Origin of the sequence: Micromonospora sp. CMU55-4, assembly GCF_011602315.1 — a bacterium.
Classification (GTDB): domain Bacteria; phylum Actinomycetota; class Actinomycetes; order Mycobacteriales; family Micromonosporaceae; genus Micromonospora; species Micromonospora chalcea.
Genome location: NZ_JAAOLH010000011.1, coordinates 211,415 through 226,816, shown reverse-complemented (window position 1 = coordinate 226,816; position 15,402 = coordinate 211,415). Strand labels below are relative to the sequence as shown.

Here is a 15,402-nt window from a genome sequence, read left to right as displayed (position 1 = left end):
GCTGCGGAGCCCCCGTTTGGGGCAACCTCTCCAACCTACTCGGTCTCACGTTCGTCGTCAACCTCGTGTCCGAGGTGATCAACTTGGCTCGACCAGACCCACGCTGACGCTCGCCGTTTCCGGCGTTCGTGGCTCTCATGGGTTTCGGCGGACCGGCCGGCGTCGCTTTCGCGACCACCCGCCCGGCTCCCTGCCGGCTTTCGAACTCTACCCGGTCGGCTTCGCCTTCGCAACTCCGTGTCCCGGAGTGTTGAGCACCGCCCGAATCTCAGTCTGGCTCGGCGTCGCCGCCACCAGCCTGGCGCCCGCTCTCGGCCGGTTTGCCCCGGCCTCCCGCGTGCAGAGAGAAAGTTACGCGGACCGGCCGTGGAAGGCAAATCAATGATCGTCATTGCCCGAGCGGAGCGCGCGCAGCCGATACCGGCCGGAAAGCACCCGCGGAAGGGATCCCCCGGCGGCGGCCCCGTGCCAGAGTGGTCGGCATGGATGACCCGTCCCCGGTCCCGGCCGTCGCCGAGGACGCTCTGCTCGGCCTCCTGCTGCCGTTCTGGCAGTTGGTGATCGGGGCCGTCGTGCTCGCCGTACTGGTGCTGTCGATCAGACGCCTGGCCCGGCGCGGCCCCTCCCGGATGACCACCGCCCTGCTGGTCACTGCGGCGGCGATCGCCGGAATCGCCGCCCTGGGCCTGCTGTTCGGAGGCTGACCGCGGTCAGAGCCGGCGGTTGGCCAGGCTGGGCAGCTCGGCGCGGATCGTCCGCAGCCGCTCCAGGTCGATCTCGGTGACAGCCAGTCCCGGACCGTCGGCGACCTGGCTCAGCACCGTCCCCCACGGGTCCACCACCATGCTCCGGCCGAAGCACGTCCGGCCCGGGTCGTGATCACCCGTCTGGCCCGCCGCCGCCACGAAGCACTGATTCTCGATCGCCCGGGCCCGCAGCAGCACCTCCCAGTGGTCCCGCCCGGTGTGCATCATGAACGCGGCCGGCACGACGAGCAGTTCGGCGCCGCCGCCGGTCGCGAGCTGCCGGTACAACTCGGGGAACCGCAGGTCGTAACAGATGGACAGGCCCACCCGCAGGCCCTCGACGTCGACCACCACCGGCTTCTCCCCGGGCGCGACGGTTGCCGACTCCCGGTAGGAGACGCGGCCGGGGATCTCCACGTCGTACAGATGGATCTTGCGGTAGGTGGCGGCGAGCGCGCCCTCGCGGTCGAAGACCAGCGAGGTGTTCCAGGTGTGCGCGGGGTCCGGCCCGGCCTCGTGGAACGAGCCGGCGATCACCCACATGCCGAGCCGCCGGGCGACCGCCGCGAAGAACCGCCCCACCTCGCCGTCGACCGGCTCCGCCGGGGGCATCTGGTCATCGGGGCCGAGGTAGTCGACGTACTCCGGAAGGAGGGCGAGGTCGGCGCCGGCCGCCGCGGCCCTGACCAGCAGGGCCTCGGCGGCGGCGAGGTTCGCCGCCCGGTCGTCGCGGGCGTTGAGCTGGCAGACGGCGACGCGCATGACCCGAGGGTACGGGCGCAGGCGGGCGCGCGACAGGGCTCAGACGCTGGACAGCACGAGCGCGGCGGCGGCGAAGCCGAGTCCGGCCAGTTGCACCGGACGGAGCCGTTCCCGGTCGACGGCGAGCGCGAGCAGGACGGTGCTCGCCGGGTAGAGCGAGGCGACGGCGGCCACCACGCTCAGGTGGCCGCGTCCGGCGGCGGCGAGGAAGAGCGCGTTCGCTGCCGAGTCGAGCAGGCCGGCGGCCGCGGCCCAGCCGAGCACCCGCCGCCCAAGGCGCAGGCGAGTGCCGGTACGCGCGGCGAGCGCGAGGCCGAACGCGACGGAGCTGACGCGTACCGCCAGAACCGGCCACATGCCCGCGCTCTCGTCGGCCTGGCCGAGCAGCGCGAAGAAGACGCCGAAGAGCAGTCCCGCGGCGAGTGCCATGGCCAGGACGCGGCCGGAGACGCGGCGTGCGGCGCCGCGCTCCCCCAGGCTGACCAGCCCGATGGCGACCACGGCGAGCCCGGCGCCGCCCAGCGCCACGGCGCCCGGGGAATGGGCGAGGACCAGGCCGGCGACGATCGGCACGATCGCCGCCGTGATCGCGGTGACCGGCGCGACGACGGCCATGACGCCGGTGGCCAGCGCGCGGTAGAGCAGCATGACGCCGCCCGCGCCCGCCACCCCGGCCAGCAGTCCCCAGCCCAGGTCGAGGGCGCTCGGGATGCCGGGCACGACGAGTACAAGCACGACCAGCAGCGGAAGGCTGAGCATCTGCGACACGACGGTGACAGCGATGGGGTCGGCCCATCGCGACGCCTTGCCGCCGGAGAAGTCGGCCGTGCCGAAGGCGAGCGCCGAGACGGCGGCGAGGACAATGGGGAGCACATCGCAGTCGTACCATAATAGTGACCGTGAAGGACAGTGTGATGACCGACGCAAGCGGACGGGTCGGCGCGGTGACCTCAGCGGTCGCCCGGCAGGTACATGAGTTGCGAGCCGCCCGCGGCTGGTCCTTCGAGGAACTGGCCGGCCGGTCCGGCGTCAGCAAGGGCATGCTCGTGCAGATCGAGGGTGCCCGCACCAACCCGAGCATCGGCACGCTCTGCCGGGTCGCCGACGCGTTCGGCGTCAGCATCGCCCGGCTGCTGGAGCCGGCCGAGGAGAGCACGGTACGGGTCAGCGCTGCCGATGACGCGCCGGTGCTGTGGCGCGGCCCGCACGGCGGCCTGGCACGTCTGCTCAGTGGGCTCGGCGAACCCGACCTGGTCGAGCTGTGGGACTGGCGGATGGAACCCGGAGAGACGTTGCGCTCCCCCGACCACGCCCACGGCACCCGGGAGATCCTGCACGTGCTCGACGGCGCCGCGACGGTCACCGTCGACGGCGTCGACCACGAGGTACGCGCCGGCGAGACGGTCGAGTTCCACGCCGACCGGGAGCACGGCTACCGGACGGCCGGCGACGAGCCGGTGCGCCTGATGATGGTGGTGGTCACCCCGTCGGGCGAGTGGGACCGGCGGACCCGTTCACGCGGACCGCGCCCGAGCTGACCCGGGCGCGGTCGCGACGGCGGTCAGGCCGACTTCTCCTCGCGGTCCCGCCGGCGCCGGCCGGTGAACTCGCGGGGCACGATCGTCGGGTTGACGTTCTCCAGCACGACCTCGCGGGTGATCAGCACCCGGGCCGCGTCGGGGTTGCTCGGCACCTCGTACATCACGGAGAGGAGCACCTCTTCCATGATCGCCCGCAGGCCGCGGGCGCCGGTGCCGCGGAGCATGGCCTGATCGGCGATGGCCTCCAGCGCGGGCTGCTCGAACTCCAGCTCGACGCCGTCCAGCTCGAACAGGCGCTGGTACTGCCGGACCAGCGCGTTGCGCGGCTCGGTCAGGATCCGCACCAGCGCGGTGCGGTCGAGGCTGCGCACGTTGGTGATCACCGGAAGCCGGCCGATGAACTCGGGGATCAGCCCGAACTTCAGCATGTCCTCCGGCATGACCTGGCTGAAGATGTCGTCGGTCGACCGCTCGGACACCGACCGGAGCCGGGCGCCGAAGCCGGTGCCGCCGGAGCCGGTGCGGGCCTCGATGATCTGGTCGAGCCCGGCGAACGCGCCACCGCAGATGAACAGCACGTTAGTGGTGTCGATCTGGATGAACTCCTGGTGCGGGTGCTTGCGCCCGCCCTGCGGCGGCACGTTGGCGACAGTGCCTTCGAGCATCTTCAGCAGCGCCTGCTGCACGCCCTCGCCGGAGACGTCACGGGTGATCGAGGGGTTCTCCGACTTGCGGGCGATCTTGTCGACCTCGTCGATGTAGATGATGCCCGTCTCGGCGCGCTTGATGTCGTAGTCGGCGGCCTGGATCAGCTTCAGCAGGATGTTCTCGACGTCCTCGCCGACGTAGCCCGCCTCGGTGAGCGCTGTGGCGTCCGCGATGGCGAACGGGACGTTGAGCATCCGGGCGAGCGTCTGCGCCAGGTGGGTCTTGCCGCAGCCGGTCGGGCCGAGCAGCAGGATGTTGGACTTGGCCAGCTCTACGCCGTCGGTGCCGGAGCCCGGGGCGCCGGCGGCCTCGGCCTGGATCCGCTTGTAGTGGTTGTAGACCGCGACGGCGAGCGCCTTCTTGGCCTGCTCCTGACCCACCACGTAGTTGTCGAGGAACTGGCAGATCTCCATCGGCTTGGGAAGCTCTTCCCACTTCACCTCGCCGGACTCGGCCAGCTCCTCTTCGATGATCTCGTTGCAGAGATCGATGCACTCGTCGCAGATGTAGACGCCAGGGCCCGCGATGAGCTTCTTGACCTGCTTCTGCGACTTGCCGCAGAACGAGCATTTCAGTAGGTCGCCGCCGTCACCGATCCGTGCCACCTACGTTCTCCCTGCACTCATCGGCCGGAACGCCGGCCCTGACCTGCGAGCGCCGGAGCGCCCGTCCGTCCTGTCGTTCCACCATGCTGTCGGCTCCACCGATCCGACCGGCGGAGCGGTACAGACCCGACGTTACCCGGTGGCCGGGTTTTCTCCGACCCCCAAAACCGGTGTGTCAGAGGTCGACCGGGAACGATACCCCGGCCGACCTCCGACCACACGTGGCTCAGCCCGCGGCGTGCGACGCCAGCAGACCCTTCTTGCGGCTGGTCAGGATCGTGTCGACCAGCCCGTACTCCTTGGACTCCTCGGCCGTCATGATCTTGTCACGGTCGATGTCCTTGCGAACCTGCTCGATCGGGCGGTTGCAGTGCCGGGACAGCATGTCCTCCAGCTGCGTCCGCATCCGCAGGATCTCCCGCGCCTGGATCTCGATGTCCGAGCCCTGGCCGTAGCCGCCCTCGGTGGCCGGCTGGTGGATGATGATCCGGGAGTTGGGCAGCGCCATCCGCTTACCCGGGGTGCCCGCGGAGAGCAGCACCGCCGCCGCGCTCGCCGCCTGCCCGAGGCAGACGGTCTGGATGTCCGGGCGGACGTACTGCATGGTGTCGTAGATCGCCGTCATGGCGGTGAAGGAGCCACCGGGCGAGTTGATGTACATGATGATGTCGCGGTCCGGGTCGGTGCCCTCCAGCGTCAGCAGCTGGGCCATCACGTCGTTGGCCGACGCGTCGTCCACCTGCACGCCGAGGAAGATGATCCGGTCCTCGAAGAGCTTGTTGTACGGGTTGGACTCCTTCATCCCGTACGACGTGCGCTCGACGAACGACGGCAGGACGTAGCGGTTGTGCACGGCCGCGAACTGGGGCGGCAGGCTCAGGTCGGTCATCGTCAGCTCCTCGGTCAGCTCAGGGTCCCGGCGCCATCCGGAACCTGCGCGGCCCCGATGATCACCTTGTCGATGAAGCCGTAGTCCATGGCCTCCTGGGCGGTGAACCAACGGTCACGGTCCGAGTCCGCCTCGATCTGCGCCTGGGACTGGCCGGTGTGGAACGCGACCCGCTCCTGGAACATCCGCTTGGTGTAGAGCATCTGCTCGGCCTGGATCGCGATGTCCGACGCGGTGCCGCCGAGGCCACCCGACGGCTGGTGCATCATGATCCGCGCGTGCGGCAGGGCGTAGCGCTTGCCCTTGGTGCCGGCGCAGAGCAGCAGCTGGCCCATCGAGGCCGCCATGCCCATCGCCACTGTCGAGACGTCGTTGTCGATGTACTGCATGGTGTCGTAGATCGCCATGCCGGAGTAGACCGAGCCACCCGGCGAGTTGATCCAGAGGAAGATGTCGCGGTCCGGGTCCTCCGCGGCGAGCAGCAGGAGCTGCGCGCAGATGCGGTTGGCCACCTGGTCGTTCACCTCGCTGCCCAGGAAGATGATCCGTTCCTTGAGCAACCGGTTGTAGACCGAGTCGTCGAGGTTGCCAATGGAGTCGCCACCGCGGGCCTCGTTCACCCGGAGCGACTTCTTGGGGATGTGCATGTCGGTCATGGCAGCCCTTCGCTCTCCGTACCGTCCTACCCGACACTAACCGCTCAGCCGGGAGGCGTACTCCCGGTCGGGGCACTGTTCGCTCTCAGCGCAGTCACCCGCACGGCGTACCCCGGAAAGGGTTTCGGCCGCCTCCCGGCGCACAGCGCGGGACGGCGGCCGACACCCCCGACGGTCAGTGCTGGTGGTCGTGCTCGGCCTCGTTCTGGGCCCGCAGCGCGTCGAGGGAGACCTCGTTGCCCGCCGAGTCCTTGATCTTGATCTTCTCCATCACCGCGGCGAGCGCCTTGCCCCGGCGGACGTCGCCGAAGACGGCCGCGGCGGCGCCGGAGCGGACCAGCTGGTCGTAGTACTGCTGCGGGGCCATGCCGGCGCGCTGCGCCCGGTGCACGATCTCGTGGCCGAACTCGTCGTCGGAGACCTGCACGTCCTCGGCGTCGGCCAGCGTGTCCAGCAGGAGCTGGATCTTGACGCCGTCGGTCGCCGCCTCGGTCAGCTCGGCGTCGATCTGCTCCTCGGTCTTCTCCTCCGCCGCGAGGTACTCCTCCAGGGAGGCGCCGATGCGCTCGAGCTGGTCGACCATCGCGGCCTTGCGGCTCTCGACCTCCTCCTTGACGACGCCCTCGGGCGCCGGCACCTCGGCGGCGGCCACCATCTGCTCCAGGGCCTTGTCGCGGGCGGCGTAGATCTGCTCGACCTGCTTGCCCCGGGTGATCCGCTCCCGCAGGTCGCCGCGCAGCTCGTCGATGGTGTCGAACTCGCTGGCCATCTGCGCGAAGTCGTCGTTGAGCTCGGGGAGCTCCTTCTCCTTGACCGTGCGGACGGTCACCGCCACGTCGGCGTCGCGGCCGGCGTAGTCGCCACCGACGAGCTGCGTGGTGAAGGTGGTGCTGTCGCCGGCGGCCAGGCCGACCAGCGCCTCGTCCAGACCCGGCAGGAGCTGCTTGCTGCCCACCTCGTGCGAGATGTTGCTCGCCGAACCGCCCGGGACCTCCTCGCCGTCAACAGTGGCGTTCAGGTCGATCTGCACGAAGTCGCCCTCCTGGGCGGCCCGCTCGACGGTCTTCAGCGTGGCGAAGCGCTCGCGCAGGCTGTTGATCTGCTCGTCGATCTCGCTGTCGGCGATCTCGATCTCGTCGACGGTCACCTCGATGGTGGCCGGGTCCGGCAGGGTGATCTCCGGCCGGACGTCCACCTCGGCGGTGAAGTTGAGCGAGTCGCCGTCGTTGAACTCCGTGATGTCGACCTCGGGACGGCCCAGCGTCTTCAGGTCGTGCTCCCGGACCGCGGCGAGGATGTTCTGCGGGATGGCCTCCTGGATCGCCTCGTTGAGGACGGTCCCCCGGCCCACCCGCTGGTCGATCACCGCGCTGGGAACCTTGCCCCGGCGGAAGCCGGGAACCTGGACCTGCTGGCCGATCTCCCGGTACGCCTTCTTGAGGCTCGGCTCGAGCTCGACGAACGGCACCTCGATGGCGAGCCGCACGCGCGTCGGGCTCAGAGTCTCGACGGTGCTCTTCACAGGCGTACTCCTTGACGGATCTGGGTGTTGATTCTGGGGCGTGATTGCGCGCATCGAGTGTAGGCGAGCCGGCCGACGGCATCGGCAGGGCCCGGGCACCGCGCGGAAAAAACCGGCGGTTCCCGGGGCGATCCGGTCGCGAACGACAGTCGGGGTGGCGGGATTTGAACCCACGGCCCCTCGCTCCCAAAGCGAGTGCGCTACCAAGCTGCGCCACACCCCGTGGCGACGAAGAGTGTATGCCGTCCGGTCCCCCGCGCGGGTGACCGGGGCGCGGCGCGGCGGTCGGCGGGCCGCCGCCGGCCCGCCGCCGCGCCGCCGCCGAGCCGCCAGTTCGGGGAAGTGGCTGGGTCCGAGGGCCCGGGAAGGCGCCACCTCGCCGAGGTGGTGTGGATCTTGACGGTCCGCGGCGAGCGCGGGGTATGCGCTTCGCGGCGCCAACCCGGATTGGGTACGCTGTCGGCGCGCCCTGCTGTGGTGGGGCGCTCGCGGGCGTAGCTCAATGGCAGAGCTTCAGTCTTCCAAACTGACGGTGCGGGTTCGATTCCCGTCGCCCGCTCCACCCACGAAGGCCCAGGCAGACCGCATGATTGCGGCACCTGGGCCTTTCGCTTCCGTGGGGCGGATCTTGCGACCATCCGCAGCCCCCGGTCGACAGCGACGGGTTCGTTACCGCGTCCGGTCAGCATTCCTGCGCACCCATCTCCGGACACCGGGCAGAGCGTCATGACCGCTACGCGCAGGAGGCCGCTGGGCGTACTCGAACTGTCAGCACTACCGAGCATCGGCGAGGAGCACTGGGTCCACCGGATGCGGCAGTCCGGGCTGGCGGACCTCATGCCGTCGCTGCGGGACACCGTCTGGGTGGGGCTGAGCGCCGTCGAGGTCGTCTCCGAGGGGCAGTGGAGGTGGTTCCCCGCGTGAGCACCCGCCCATGCCGCGATCAGCGCGCCGCGTACCCCAGGTCGGTCGCCGGCAGGCGGCGCCGCAGCCAGGTGACGACGAGTTCGTCGAAGCCCGGCGCCCGCTCGGCAGGGGTGTAGCGACCCTCCTTCACCTGCGCGGGTCCGTCGCCCGTGTAGACGCGGATGCTGTGGTCGGCGCCGGGGAAGACCACAGTCGTGTGGTCGGCGTGGCCCGCGTCGTCGAGGGCGCTGCTGATCGCGCGCACGCTCGCCTCCACCGGCACGAGCAGGTCGTCCGCGCCGAAGATCGCCAGCAGCGGGCAGCGCAGGGCCGCCAGTGCCGGGGCGGGGTCGTAGTCCGCGATGCCCGCGATGAACGCGATGGACTCGGGTGTCGTCCCGGCGAGCATCGGATACCAGGAAGCGCCGTGCCAGTGCGCCTGCGCGGCGTGCACGCGCGCCGGGTCGTCGCCCGACCGGACCCGCCGGATCTGGTCGCGTAGCAGGAGAAGCGCCTGCTGGATGTCCGTGTCGCTGAAGCCCTCCGCCGCGAGTTGGTGGCGGAGCCGGTACTCCTCCTGGACCCGTACGCTCACGCCCGGACCCGACACCGTCACCACCGCCGCGATCCCGTCGTCAGCGGCCGCCGCGAGGTGAGCCACCCAGCCGCCCTGGCTGCCGCCGATCAGCGCGACCGCGCCGGACAGCACGTCCGCGCGGCTCCGCACGGCCCGGACCGCTGCCACGGTCTCGTCGGCGCGGTCGGTCATGGTCTGACGGGTCCAGTCACCCGTTGACGCTCCGGAACCGGGCTTGTCGTAGGCCAGGCTCGCGAAGCCGGCTGCGGCCAGCCTCGTCTGCCACGACCCCTGGTCGCGGCCGCCGGGACCGGAACCCTCGACGAAGACCACCGCCGGGTACGGCCCCGGCCAGGGCGGCCGGACGAAGTCGCCGACCAGCTCGTTCCCGTCGTCGAGGAACGAGAACTCCGCGGTCACCGGCTCGAACAACACCCCGCCGACCGTACGGGGTGCCTGCCACCCGCCCGCGTCCTCAGGCGACGGTGACGGGCCAGCCGTACGGCCGGCGGGTCTCCCGCCATCTCGTGCCCGTTCCGAACGCCTGGCTGTGAAGCAGCTCAGTCGCGTCGACCTTGGTCAGCAGCGCCGGAGCGAGTCCCCGGTCAGATGGGCCACACCGGCTCGGCGAGCCGCCATCTCCACCCGATCGGCGCCGATGGCCTAGTAGTGGTCCTCGATCGGCCGGCGCGCCTCGTCGAACAGCGCCGGTCCGTCGTACCGCACCGGGCGCGGTGCCGGGGTGGCCGGTTTGACCTGCTCGAACTGCTCGGTGGACAGCGCGTACACGACCCGGCCGAGGCCTGATGCGTTGATCGCCACGGTGCACATCGGGCAGGGCTGGCAGCTGGTGTACATGGTGGTGGCGACCGCCGCGTCGGGGGCGAGCTGCCGGGCGGCCCAGCGGGCCAGCTTCAGCTCCGGGTGCGCGGTGACGTCCCGTTCGGAGACCACCGTGTTGTGGTCCTCGATCAGGACGGCACCGTCCGCGCCGACCAGCAGCGACGCGAACGGCCGCTCGCCGGACGCGCCGGCCCGGTCGGCGAGTTCCACGGCGCGGCGCAGGAACGCTTCGTCGTCGGGGGTCATCGGCTCTCCTGGTGGTCAGTCGGCGGCGATCTGCTCGACGGATCGGGCGGCGACGGCGCGCAGGACCGGGTCACCGCTGCGGGCGTACGCATCGCTCAGGGTGTCGATGAATTTGATCGCGTGCGCGTCCCCGGTGTCCAGCGCCCGCGCCATGGCCTCGCCGAGTTCCGGCCCGGCGGCCGGTGGGAGGGCACGAGCCTCGACCGGGGCGTAGGCGGCGGTGACGGCGGCGGTCGCCGCCCAGGCGGCGGCCAGGCTCGGCCGCCAGAGCGCCGGCGGCAGGGCCGGGAGCGTCCGCAGCACGGCGTTCGGCGCGGTCGCCGCGTGTACGAGCATGACGGGGGCGGCGTACCCGTGGGTGCCGTGCCGGAGCACGGCGGCGTCGACGACCGCCGCGAGCCGGGTGGGCGCGTCGTCGGCCGCGTCGCCGGGCACCGCCGCCGCCACCGCCGGCCACCGGGTCAGGTCGGCCAGTTGCGCCAGGCGGGACCGGATGCCGAACCGCTGGTCGGGTACGCGGGGCACCGCGTCGAGCGCGGACCGCGCGTCTGTCACCGGGTACGGTCCGGTGCCTGGCGGCGCGAGTGGCTGCCAGCGGGCGGCCCAGTAGGCGAGCCCGTGGCCGAGTTCGGTGACCCGCGGTCCGGTCTCGGCGTCGATCAGGGCTCGTACGGCGTGGCCGACGCGGATGACACCGTGGGTGGCGCCGGCGGCGATGCCCGGCAACAGGCGAGGCCACCAGCGGGCCAGCACGTCGCGCCACGGCTCGCCGGCCAGCTCGCGGTCGAAGAGGTCGAGCCAGTCGCCGGTACGCACCGGGTCGCCGAGCGGGTCGCGCCACTCGTCGGCGGCGATGCGCCGGATGCCGCGCGGGCGTTCCTCCAGCCGGTCGGCGTACGCGTCGATCCAGCGGTGCACCGCCCGCCCGTGGCCGTGGCGCACCAGCGCCTCCCCGGCCATCGGCACGTGGTTGGACAGCCACCCGTCGCGCTCGGGACCGGTGTGGCGTACGCGCTCGTACGCCTCGTCGAGTACGGAGTTCAGCACGTCGGCAAGCGTCCGACCTGAAGTCCGGTTGACGTCAAGCGGCGCGGAACCGGCGGGGATCGGACGACGTCGAAGCGGCCATGAGACTTCGTGCTCTGCTTGTCGTCGCCCTGGCAGCTCTCGGCCTCGTCGTCGTCATGTCACCCCCGAAACCCGCGTGGGCGTGCTCGTGCGTCGGGTCCACCACCGAACAGGACGCCAACGCCGACAGCACCGTCGTCGGCACCGTCTCGCAGGTGACCGACAGGGCGATCCGGCTCACCGTCGAGTCCGTCGAGAAGGGCGGCGCCCAGGTCGGGAACAGCCTCACGCTGCGCGTCTCGCCCGGCGAGGCCGCCTGCGGCTACGCCTTCCGCCTCGGCACCCGGTACCGGGTGAACTCGTATGGTGGCGCCACCGGCGTGTGCGCCGGAATCCGCGAGCTGTCGAGCCCGGCGGCGGCCACCACGCCGTCCGTCGCCACGGCTGAGCGGACGCGGGCCGCGGGACCGCCTGCCTGGTGGATCGTCGGCGGCGTGACGGTGGCGGCGCTCGCCGCCGCCGGGCTGGTGGTGGCGGCCAGGCGGCGGACCGGACGCGGACAGCCCTGACGGCCGGTCAGGACAGGCGGCGGCGGATCCGTGCCATGTCCTCCTCGGGCAGCGCGTCGGCCGCCAGCAGCCGGGGCAGCAGCTCCGTGTCCAGCGTCGTGGCCCGGAACACCAGCGCCACCGTCACGTCGTGGCCGGGCCGGTGCACGACCTCGACCGGGTCTCCGGCCCCGACGCTGCCCGGCGTGATCACCCGCAGGTACGCCCCGGGCCGTACCTCCTCGGTGAACCGCTTGATCCAGCCGCGTTCGCCCAGCCACCCCTGGAACGTCCCGCAGGGGATGCGCGGGCAGGTGACCTCCAGCACCAGGTCCGGGCCGATCCGCCACCGCTCGCCGATCAGCGCGCCGTTGACGTCCAGCCCGCTGGTGGTCAGGTTCTCGCCGAAGCTGCCGTCGGCGAGCGGCCGGTCCAGCTCGGCCTCCCAGTGGTCGAGGTCCTCCCGCGCGTACGCGTAGACCGCCTGGTCGGTGCCGCCGTGGTGGGCCACGTCGTAGACCCGGTCGCCGGCCAGCCCGACATCGCCGGTGCCCTTCGGTCCGGGCGCGGTGACGGCGACCCGGCCGTCCACGGGCCGCTTGTCGATGCCGGTGGCCCCGATGCCCTTCCACGGGTTCGGTTGCGGTCGGCCCACGTTGACGGAGATCACCCTCATGACGGCGACGGTATGCGGCGCAGGGCCGGACCGGCCAGTCCATTCCCCCGGGCCGGGTGAACGGCGAGGCGGCGTGGCCTGCGTACGATGCGGGCCGGACATCCTCGTCGGGTGGTGGAGGTAGCCGCGGATGGCAGGCCAGCAGGACGGTTTCGCCCTCGGCGTGGACCTCGGCACCTCGAACACCGTGGCGGTGCTGCGCTGGCCGGACGGGCGGACCCGGCCGGTGCTCGTCGACGGCCATCCGATCCTGCCGTCCGGCGTGTACGCCGACGCGGACGGTCACCTGCACGTCGGGCGGGACGCGCAGCGCCTGGCGCAGGCCGACCCGGCCGGCTACGAGCCGAACCCGAAGCGCCGGGTCGACGAGGAGACCGTCGAGCTGGGCGGGCGGGCGTACCGGCCGGCGGAGCTGCTGGCCGCGACGCTGCGCGCGGTCGCGGACGCGGCGGTGGCTGCGGTCGGGATGCTGCCCCCGGCGGTGGTCACCCACCCGGCGGCCTGGACGCCGGCCCGCCGTCAGGTGCTGCACGACGCGCTGGAGCTCGCCGGCTGGCCGGCTGCGGCCGAGCACACGCTGGCCGGGCCGATCGCGCCCGGCACCCGCCTGCTGCGCGAGCCGGTGGCCGCGGCCCGCTACTTCACGCAGGTGCTGCGCCGGCCGGTGCCGGTGGGCGGTTCGGTGGCGGTGTTCGACTTCGGCGGCGGCACGCTCGACGTGGCGGTGCTGCGCAACGAGGGCGCCGACCCGTGGGGCGACTCCGGCTTCCAGCTGGTCGCCACCGGCGGGATTCCCGACCTCGGCGGCCTGGACCTGGACGCGGCCCTGCTCGGGCGGCTCGGCGAGCTGGTCGGCCCGGCCCACCCGCGTGAGTGGGCCCGGCTGACCGAGGCGACGACGACCGCCGAGCGGAGGGACCGCCAGCAGCTCTGGGACAACGTGCGCGGCGCGAAGGAGATGCTGTCCCGGGCCATGGTGGCGCCGGTGGCCGTACCGGGGGTGGAGGCGGCGGTGCCGCTGCCCCGGGAGGACTTCGAACGCCTCGCCGCGCCGCTGCTGGCCCGGGCGGTGACGGAGACCCGGGAGGTGACCGCCGCCGCCGGGCTGCGACCGGAGCAGCTCAGCGGCCTGTTCCTGGTCGGCGGGTCGACCCGGGTGCCGCTGGTGGCCCGGCTGCTGCACGCCGAGCTGGGCATCGCGCCGACGGTGCTGGAGCAGCCGGAGATGCCGGTCGCCGAGGGCGCGCTCACCGACCTGCCGCTGCCCCGCCGGTCCGGCCGCCCGGCCGCGCCGGTCCAGCTGGCGTCCGCCCAGCCCGCGCCCACGCAGCCCGAACCGACAGGGCCCGCGCCGGGCGGGACCGACGCCGGCACGGCGAGCGCCGCCACGGTCCCCGCCGGTGCGACCAGGACGAACCCGACCGCGCCGCTCGGCGGTACGGACGCGGCCTCCGCCGGACCGCACGGCACGCTGGTCGCCGACGGGCCCGTCCCGCAGACCCCCGCCACCAGGTACGACGGCACGCCGCTCGCCGGAGGTCCGGTCCCGCACCCGAGGTACGACGGCACTCCGGGCGCCCCCGGTTTCGTGCCGCCGGGGGCAGCGCCCGCCGCGCACCACGCCGGACCCGGCGTCCCCGGGATGCCACCGCCCGGCGGTGGATGGCAGCCGGCGGGGCCCGGTCCCGGCGTACCCGGGGCACCTTTCTCCCCCGCTCCGGGCGGTGTCCGGCCCGGCGGCGGCCGGCCCCGGCGCGGCCGGTGGATCGCGCTCGGCGCGGGTCTCGTGGTCGTCGCCGTGGCGGCGTCGGTGCTGCTCTGGGTGTTCCGGGACCGGCACCCGGCGCTGGACTTCCACACCGCCGAGCTGGTGAGGACGGTGGCCGCCGGTGACACGCGGCCGGGCCAGATGTTCACCGCGACGCTCGGGGAGCGCGCCTACCTGGCCCGTTCGCTGCCCGACGACCACCTCCACGTGACGGCCGTCGAGGCGGCCACCGGCAGGACGGTCTGGGAGAAGCGGACCGACGCGGCCACGCAGCGCTGGGCGGGGATCCGGGCGCTGCCCGACGGGCTGCTCGTCCTCGGCGACGCCACCGGCAGCGGCACTCCGCGCGTGCTCGCGGTGCTCGATGGCGATTCCGGCGAGCAGCGCTGGCAGACGGACGTGGGCCGCGACGACGCGCTGTTCTTCGGGGCCGACACGGTGGTCCGGGTGGACCGGGCCGGCGAGCGCCTGGTCGGGCTGCGGTTGGACGACGGCCGGCAGCGGTGGGAGCGGCGCAACCCGCGCACCGAGTACGGCGACGCCCGTACGAAGGTGCTGCCGGTCGGCACCGGCGCGGCGCTGGACGGGCCCGGTGACGCCGAGGGCTCGCCGCTCGCCCCGTGGGCGGGGAAGGCGGACCGGCTGGTGCAGGTCGGCGCGGACCGCTCGGTCCGGGTCCTGGACCTGCGCAGCGGAAAGGTCCTCAAGGACCGGGGCAACGTGGCCGGCCTCGACGACCCGATGGCCGCCCGCGACGACCGGCTGTACGTGGCGGAGGACGACCGTGGCCTGCGGCTGCTCTCCTACGACCTGGGCAGCCTCGGCACGCCCGGCGTGCTGTACGAGGCGCCGGAGCAGGGCGGCCGGGTGAAGGATCTGGTCACCTGCGGGGAACGTCGCGTGTGCCTGCTGGAGACGCCCGCCGGCGGCGCTGACGCCACCCGGGTGGTGGCGGCGGCCGAGGGTGAGGGCAACCGGCAGTGGGCGGCGCCGCGCGCCGAGTCGCTGGTGCCGGTCGGTGAGCACGTGCTGGCCGTGCAGGGCTCGCCGGACGCGGTGACGCTGTTCGCGCCGGACGGCACGGCGAAGGTGCTGCGGGACCGGGACGGGTTCGCGGTCCGGCTGGACGCCGGCAACCTGCTGATCTTCTCCGAGGCGCCGAGCGCGTACGAGGACGACCGGGTCCTCGCCGGCACGGCGGTGGACGGCAAGCCGGTCGAGATGGGGCAGCTCAAGCAGATCCGCAGCGAGTCCTGCTCGTGGAACACCGAGATGCTTGTTTGCGGCGCGGAGAAGGAGTTCCGGTTGTACCGGTTCGCCGGCTGACCGGAAGTGAGCTTG

At 72.7% G+C, this 15,402-nt stretch carries 15 protein-coding genes and 2 tRNA genes; 6 read left to right on the top strand and 11 right to left on the bottom strand.

What is annotated here, in order from left to right; all coding sequences use genetic code 11:
• The first annotated feature begins 482 nt into the window (after positions 1-482).
• Positions 483-704, top strand: a complete 222-nt coding sequence (locus HA073_RS20490) for a hypothetical protein (RefSeq protein WP_013288029.1) — start codon at positions 483-485, stop codon at positions 702-704.
• A 6-nt stretch (positions 705-710) separates the two neighbouring features.
• Here HA073_RS20490 and HA073_RS20485 read toward each other — a convergent pair whose 3' ends face one another.
• Positions 711-1,508: a carbon-nitrogen hydrolase family protein gene (locus HA073_RS20485; protein ID WP_166457070.1), complete on the bottom strand. Its 798-nt coding sequence runs from the start codon at positions 1,506-1,508 to the stop codon at positions 711-713.
• A 39-nt stretch (positions 1,509-1,547) separates the two neighbouring features.
• Positions 1,548-2,381, bottom strand: coding sequence for an EamA family transporter (locus tag HA073_RS20480; protein ID WP_113974827.1), 834 nt, complete (start codon positions 2,379-2,381; stop codon positions 1,548-1,550).
• Between the two features lie 41 nt (positions 2,382-2,422).
• Between HA073_RS20480 and HA073_RS20475 the strand changes: the two genes are divergently transcribed.
• On the top strand, positions 2,423-3,046 hold the full coding sequence (locus HA073_RS20475) for a helix-turn-helix domain-containing protein (RefSeq protein ID WP_069087324.1): 624 nt from the start codon (positions 2,423-2,425) through the stop codon (positions 3,044-3,046).
• 23 nt (positions 3,047-3,069) lie between these two features.
• On the opposite strand, the gene clpX is transcribed toward HA073_RS20475, so the two are convergent.
• From clpX to HA073_RS20450, 5 genes are all read right to left on the bottom strand, one after another.
• A complete protein-coding gene (gene clpX / locus HA073_RS20470; protein WP_018786885.1) occupies positions 3,070-4,362 on the bottom strand; it encodes an ATP-dependent Clp protease ATP-binding subunit ClpX in 1,293 nt (430 codons plus the stop codon).
• 226 nt (positions 4,363-4,588) lie between these two features.
• Entirely contained in the window at positions 4,589-5,251 is a 663-nt protein-coding gene (locus tag HA073_RS20465; RefSeq protein WP_013288034.1) for an ATP-dependent Clp protease proteolytic subunit, read from the bottom strand.
• 14 nt (positions 5,252-5,265) lie between these two features.
• Complete coding sequence (locus HA073_RS20460; RefSeq protein WP_013288035.1) at positions 5,266-5,907, bottom strand: ATP-dependent Clp protease proteolytic subunit; 642 nt, start codon at positions 5,905-5,907, stop codon at positions 5,266-5,268.
• 175 nt (positions 5,908-6,082) lie between these two features.
• Positions 6,083-7,429 carry a trigger factor gene (tig, locus tag HA073_RS20455; RefSeq protein WP_043328957.1) on the bottom strand — a complete coding sequence of 449 codons (1,347 nt, stop codon included), beginning with the start codon at positions 7,427-7,429 and terminating at the stop codon, positions 6,083-6,085.
• Positions 7,430-7,578: 149 nt separating this feature from the next.
• A tRNA-Pro gene (locus HA073_RS20450) sits at positions 7,579-7,652 on the bottom strand.
• A 265-nt stretch (positions 7,653-7,917) separates the two neighbouring features.
• Here HA073_RS20450 and HA073_RS20445 point away from each other — a divergent pair.
• Positions 7,918-7,991 (top strand) — tRNA-Gly (locus HA073_RS20445).
• Between the two features lie 164 nt (positions 7,992-8,155).
• Positions 8,156-8,353, top strand: coding sequence for a hypothetical protein (locus HA073_RS20440; protein ID WP_309228046.1), 198 nt, complete (start codon positions 8,156-8,158; stop codon positions 8,351-8,353).
• 19 nt (positions 8,354-8,372) lie between these two features.
• Here the strand turns inward: HA073_RS20440 and HA073_RS20435 are convergent, their stop codons facing one another.
• The 3 genes from HA073_RS20435 to HA073_RS20425 form a co-directional block, all read right to left on the bottom strand.
• Positions 8,373-9,347: a S9 family peptidase gene (locus HA073_RS20435; RefSeq protein WP_166457069.1), complete on the bottom strand. Its 975-nt coding sequence runs from the start codon at positions 9,345-9,347 to the stop codon at positions 8,373-8,375.
• Positions 9,348-9,575: 228 nt separating this feature from the next.
• Entirely contained in the window at positions 9,576-10,001 is a 426-nt protein-coding gene (locus tag HA073_RS20430) for a nucleoside deaminase (protein ID WP_166457068.1), read from the bottom strand.
• Between the two features lie 15 nt (positions 10,002-10,016).
• Positions 10,017-11,045 carry a questin oxidase family protein gene (locus HA073_RS20425; protein WP_240925865.1) on the bottom strand — a complete coding sequence of 343 codons (1,029 nt, stop codon included), beginning with the start codon at positions 11,043-11,045 and terminating at the stop codon, positions 10,017-10,019.
• A gap of 83 nt (positions 11,046-11,128) precedes the next feature.
• On the opposite strand from HA073_RS20425, the gene HA073_RS20420 reads away from it, so the two are divergent.
• A complete protein-coding gene (locus tag HA073_RS20420) occupies positions 11,129-11,638 on the top strand; it encodes a hypothetical protein (RefSeq protein WP_064448634.1) in 510 nt (169 codons plus the stop codon).
• A gap of 7 nt (positions 11,639-11,645) precedes the next feature.
• Here the strand turns inward: HA073_RS20420 and HA073_RS20415 are convergent, their stop codons facing one another.
• On the bottom strand, positions 11,646-12,293 hold the full coding sequence (locus HA073_RS20415; protein ID WP_166457066.1) for an MOSC domain-containing protein: 648 nt from the start codon (positions 12,291-12,293) through the stop codon (positions 11,646-11,648).
• Between the two features lie 130 nt (positions 12,294-12,423).
• Here HA073_RS20415 and HA073_RS20410 point away from each other — a divergent pair, with 130 nt between their 5' ends.
• Entirely contained in the window at positions 12,424-15,387 is a 2,964-nt protein-coding gene (locus HA073_RS20410; protein ID WP_166457065.1) for an Hsp70 family protein, read from the top strand.
• Positions 15,388-15,402 lie beyond the last annotated feature (15 nt).

Coding starts and splice junctions, on each gene's coding strand:
- HA073_RS20490 (WP_013288029.1), top strand. CDS start 483: ATGGATGACCCGTCCCCGGTCCCGGCCGTCGCCGAGGACGCTCTGCTC.
- HA073_RS20485 (WP_166457070.1), bottom strand. CDS start 1,508: ATGCGCGTCGCCGTCTGCCAGCTCAACGCCCGCGACGACCGGGCGGCG.
- HA073_RS20475 (WP_069087324.1), top strand. CDS start 2,423: ATGACCGACGCAAGCGGACGGGTCGGCGCGGTGACCTCAGCGGTCGCC.
- HA073_RS20465 (WP_013288034.1), bottom strand. CDS start 5,251: ATGACCGACCTGAGCCTGCCGCCCCAGTTCGCGGCCGTGCACAACCGC.
- HA073_RS20460 (WP_013288035.1), bottom strand. CDS start 5,907: ATGACCGACATGCACATCCCCAAGAAGTCGCTCCGGGTGAACGAGGCC.
- HA073_RS20440 (WP_309228046.1), top strand. CDS start 8,156: ATGACCGCTACGCGCAGGAGGCCGCTGGGCGTACTCGAACTGTCAGCA.
- HA073_RS20430 (WP_166457068.1), bottom strand. CDS start 10,001: ATGACCCCCGACGACGAAGCGTTCCTGCGCCGCGCCGTGGAACTCGCC.
- HA073_RS20420 (WP_064448634.1), top strand. CDS start 11,129: ATGAGACTTCGTGCTCTGCTTGTCGTCGCCCTGGCAGCTCTCGGCCTC.
- HA073_RS20415 (WP_166457066.1), bottom strand. CDS start 12,293: ATGAGGGTGATCTCCGTCAACGTGGGCCGACCGCAACCGAACCCGTGG.
- HA073_RS20410 (WP_166457065.1), top strand. CDS start 12,424: ATGGCAGGCCAGCAGGACGGTTTCGCCCTCGGCGTGGACCTCGGCACC.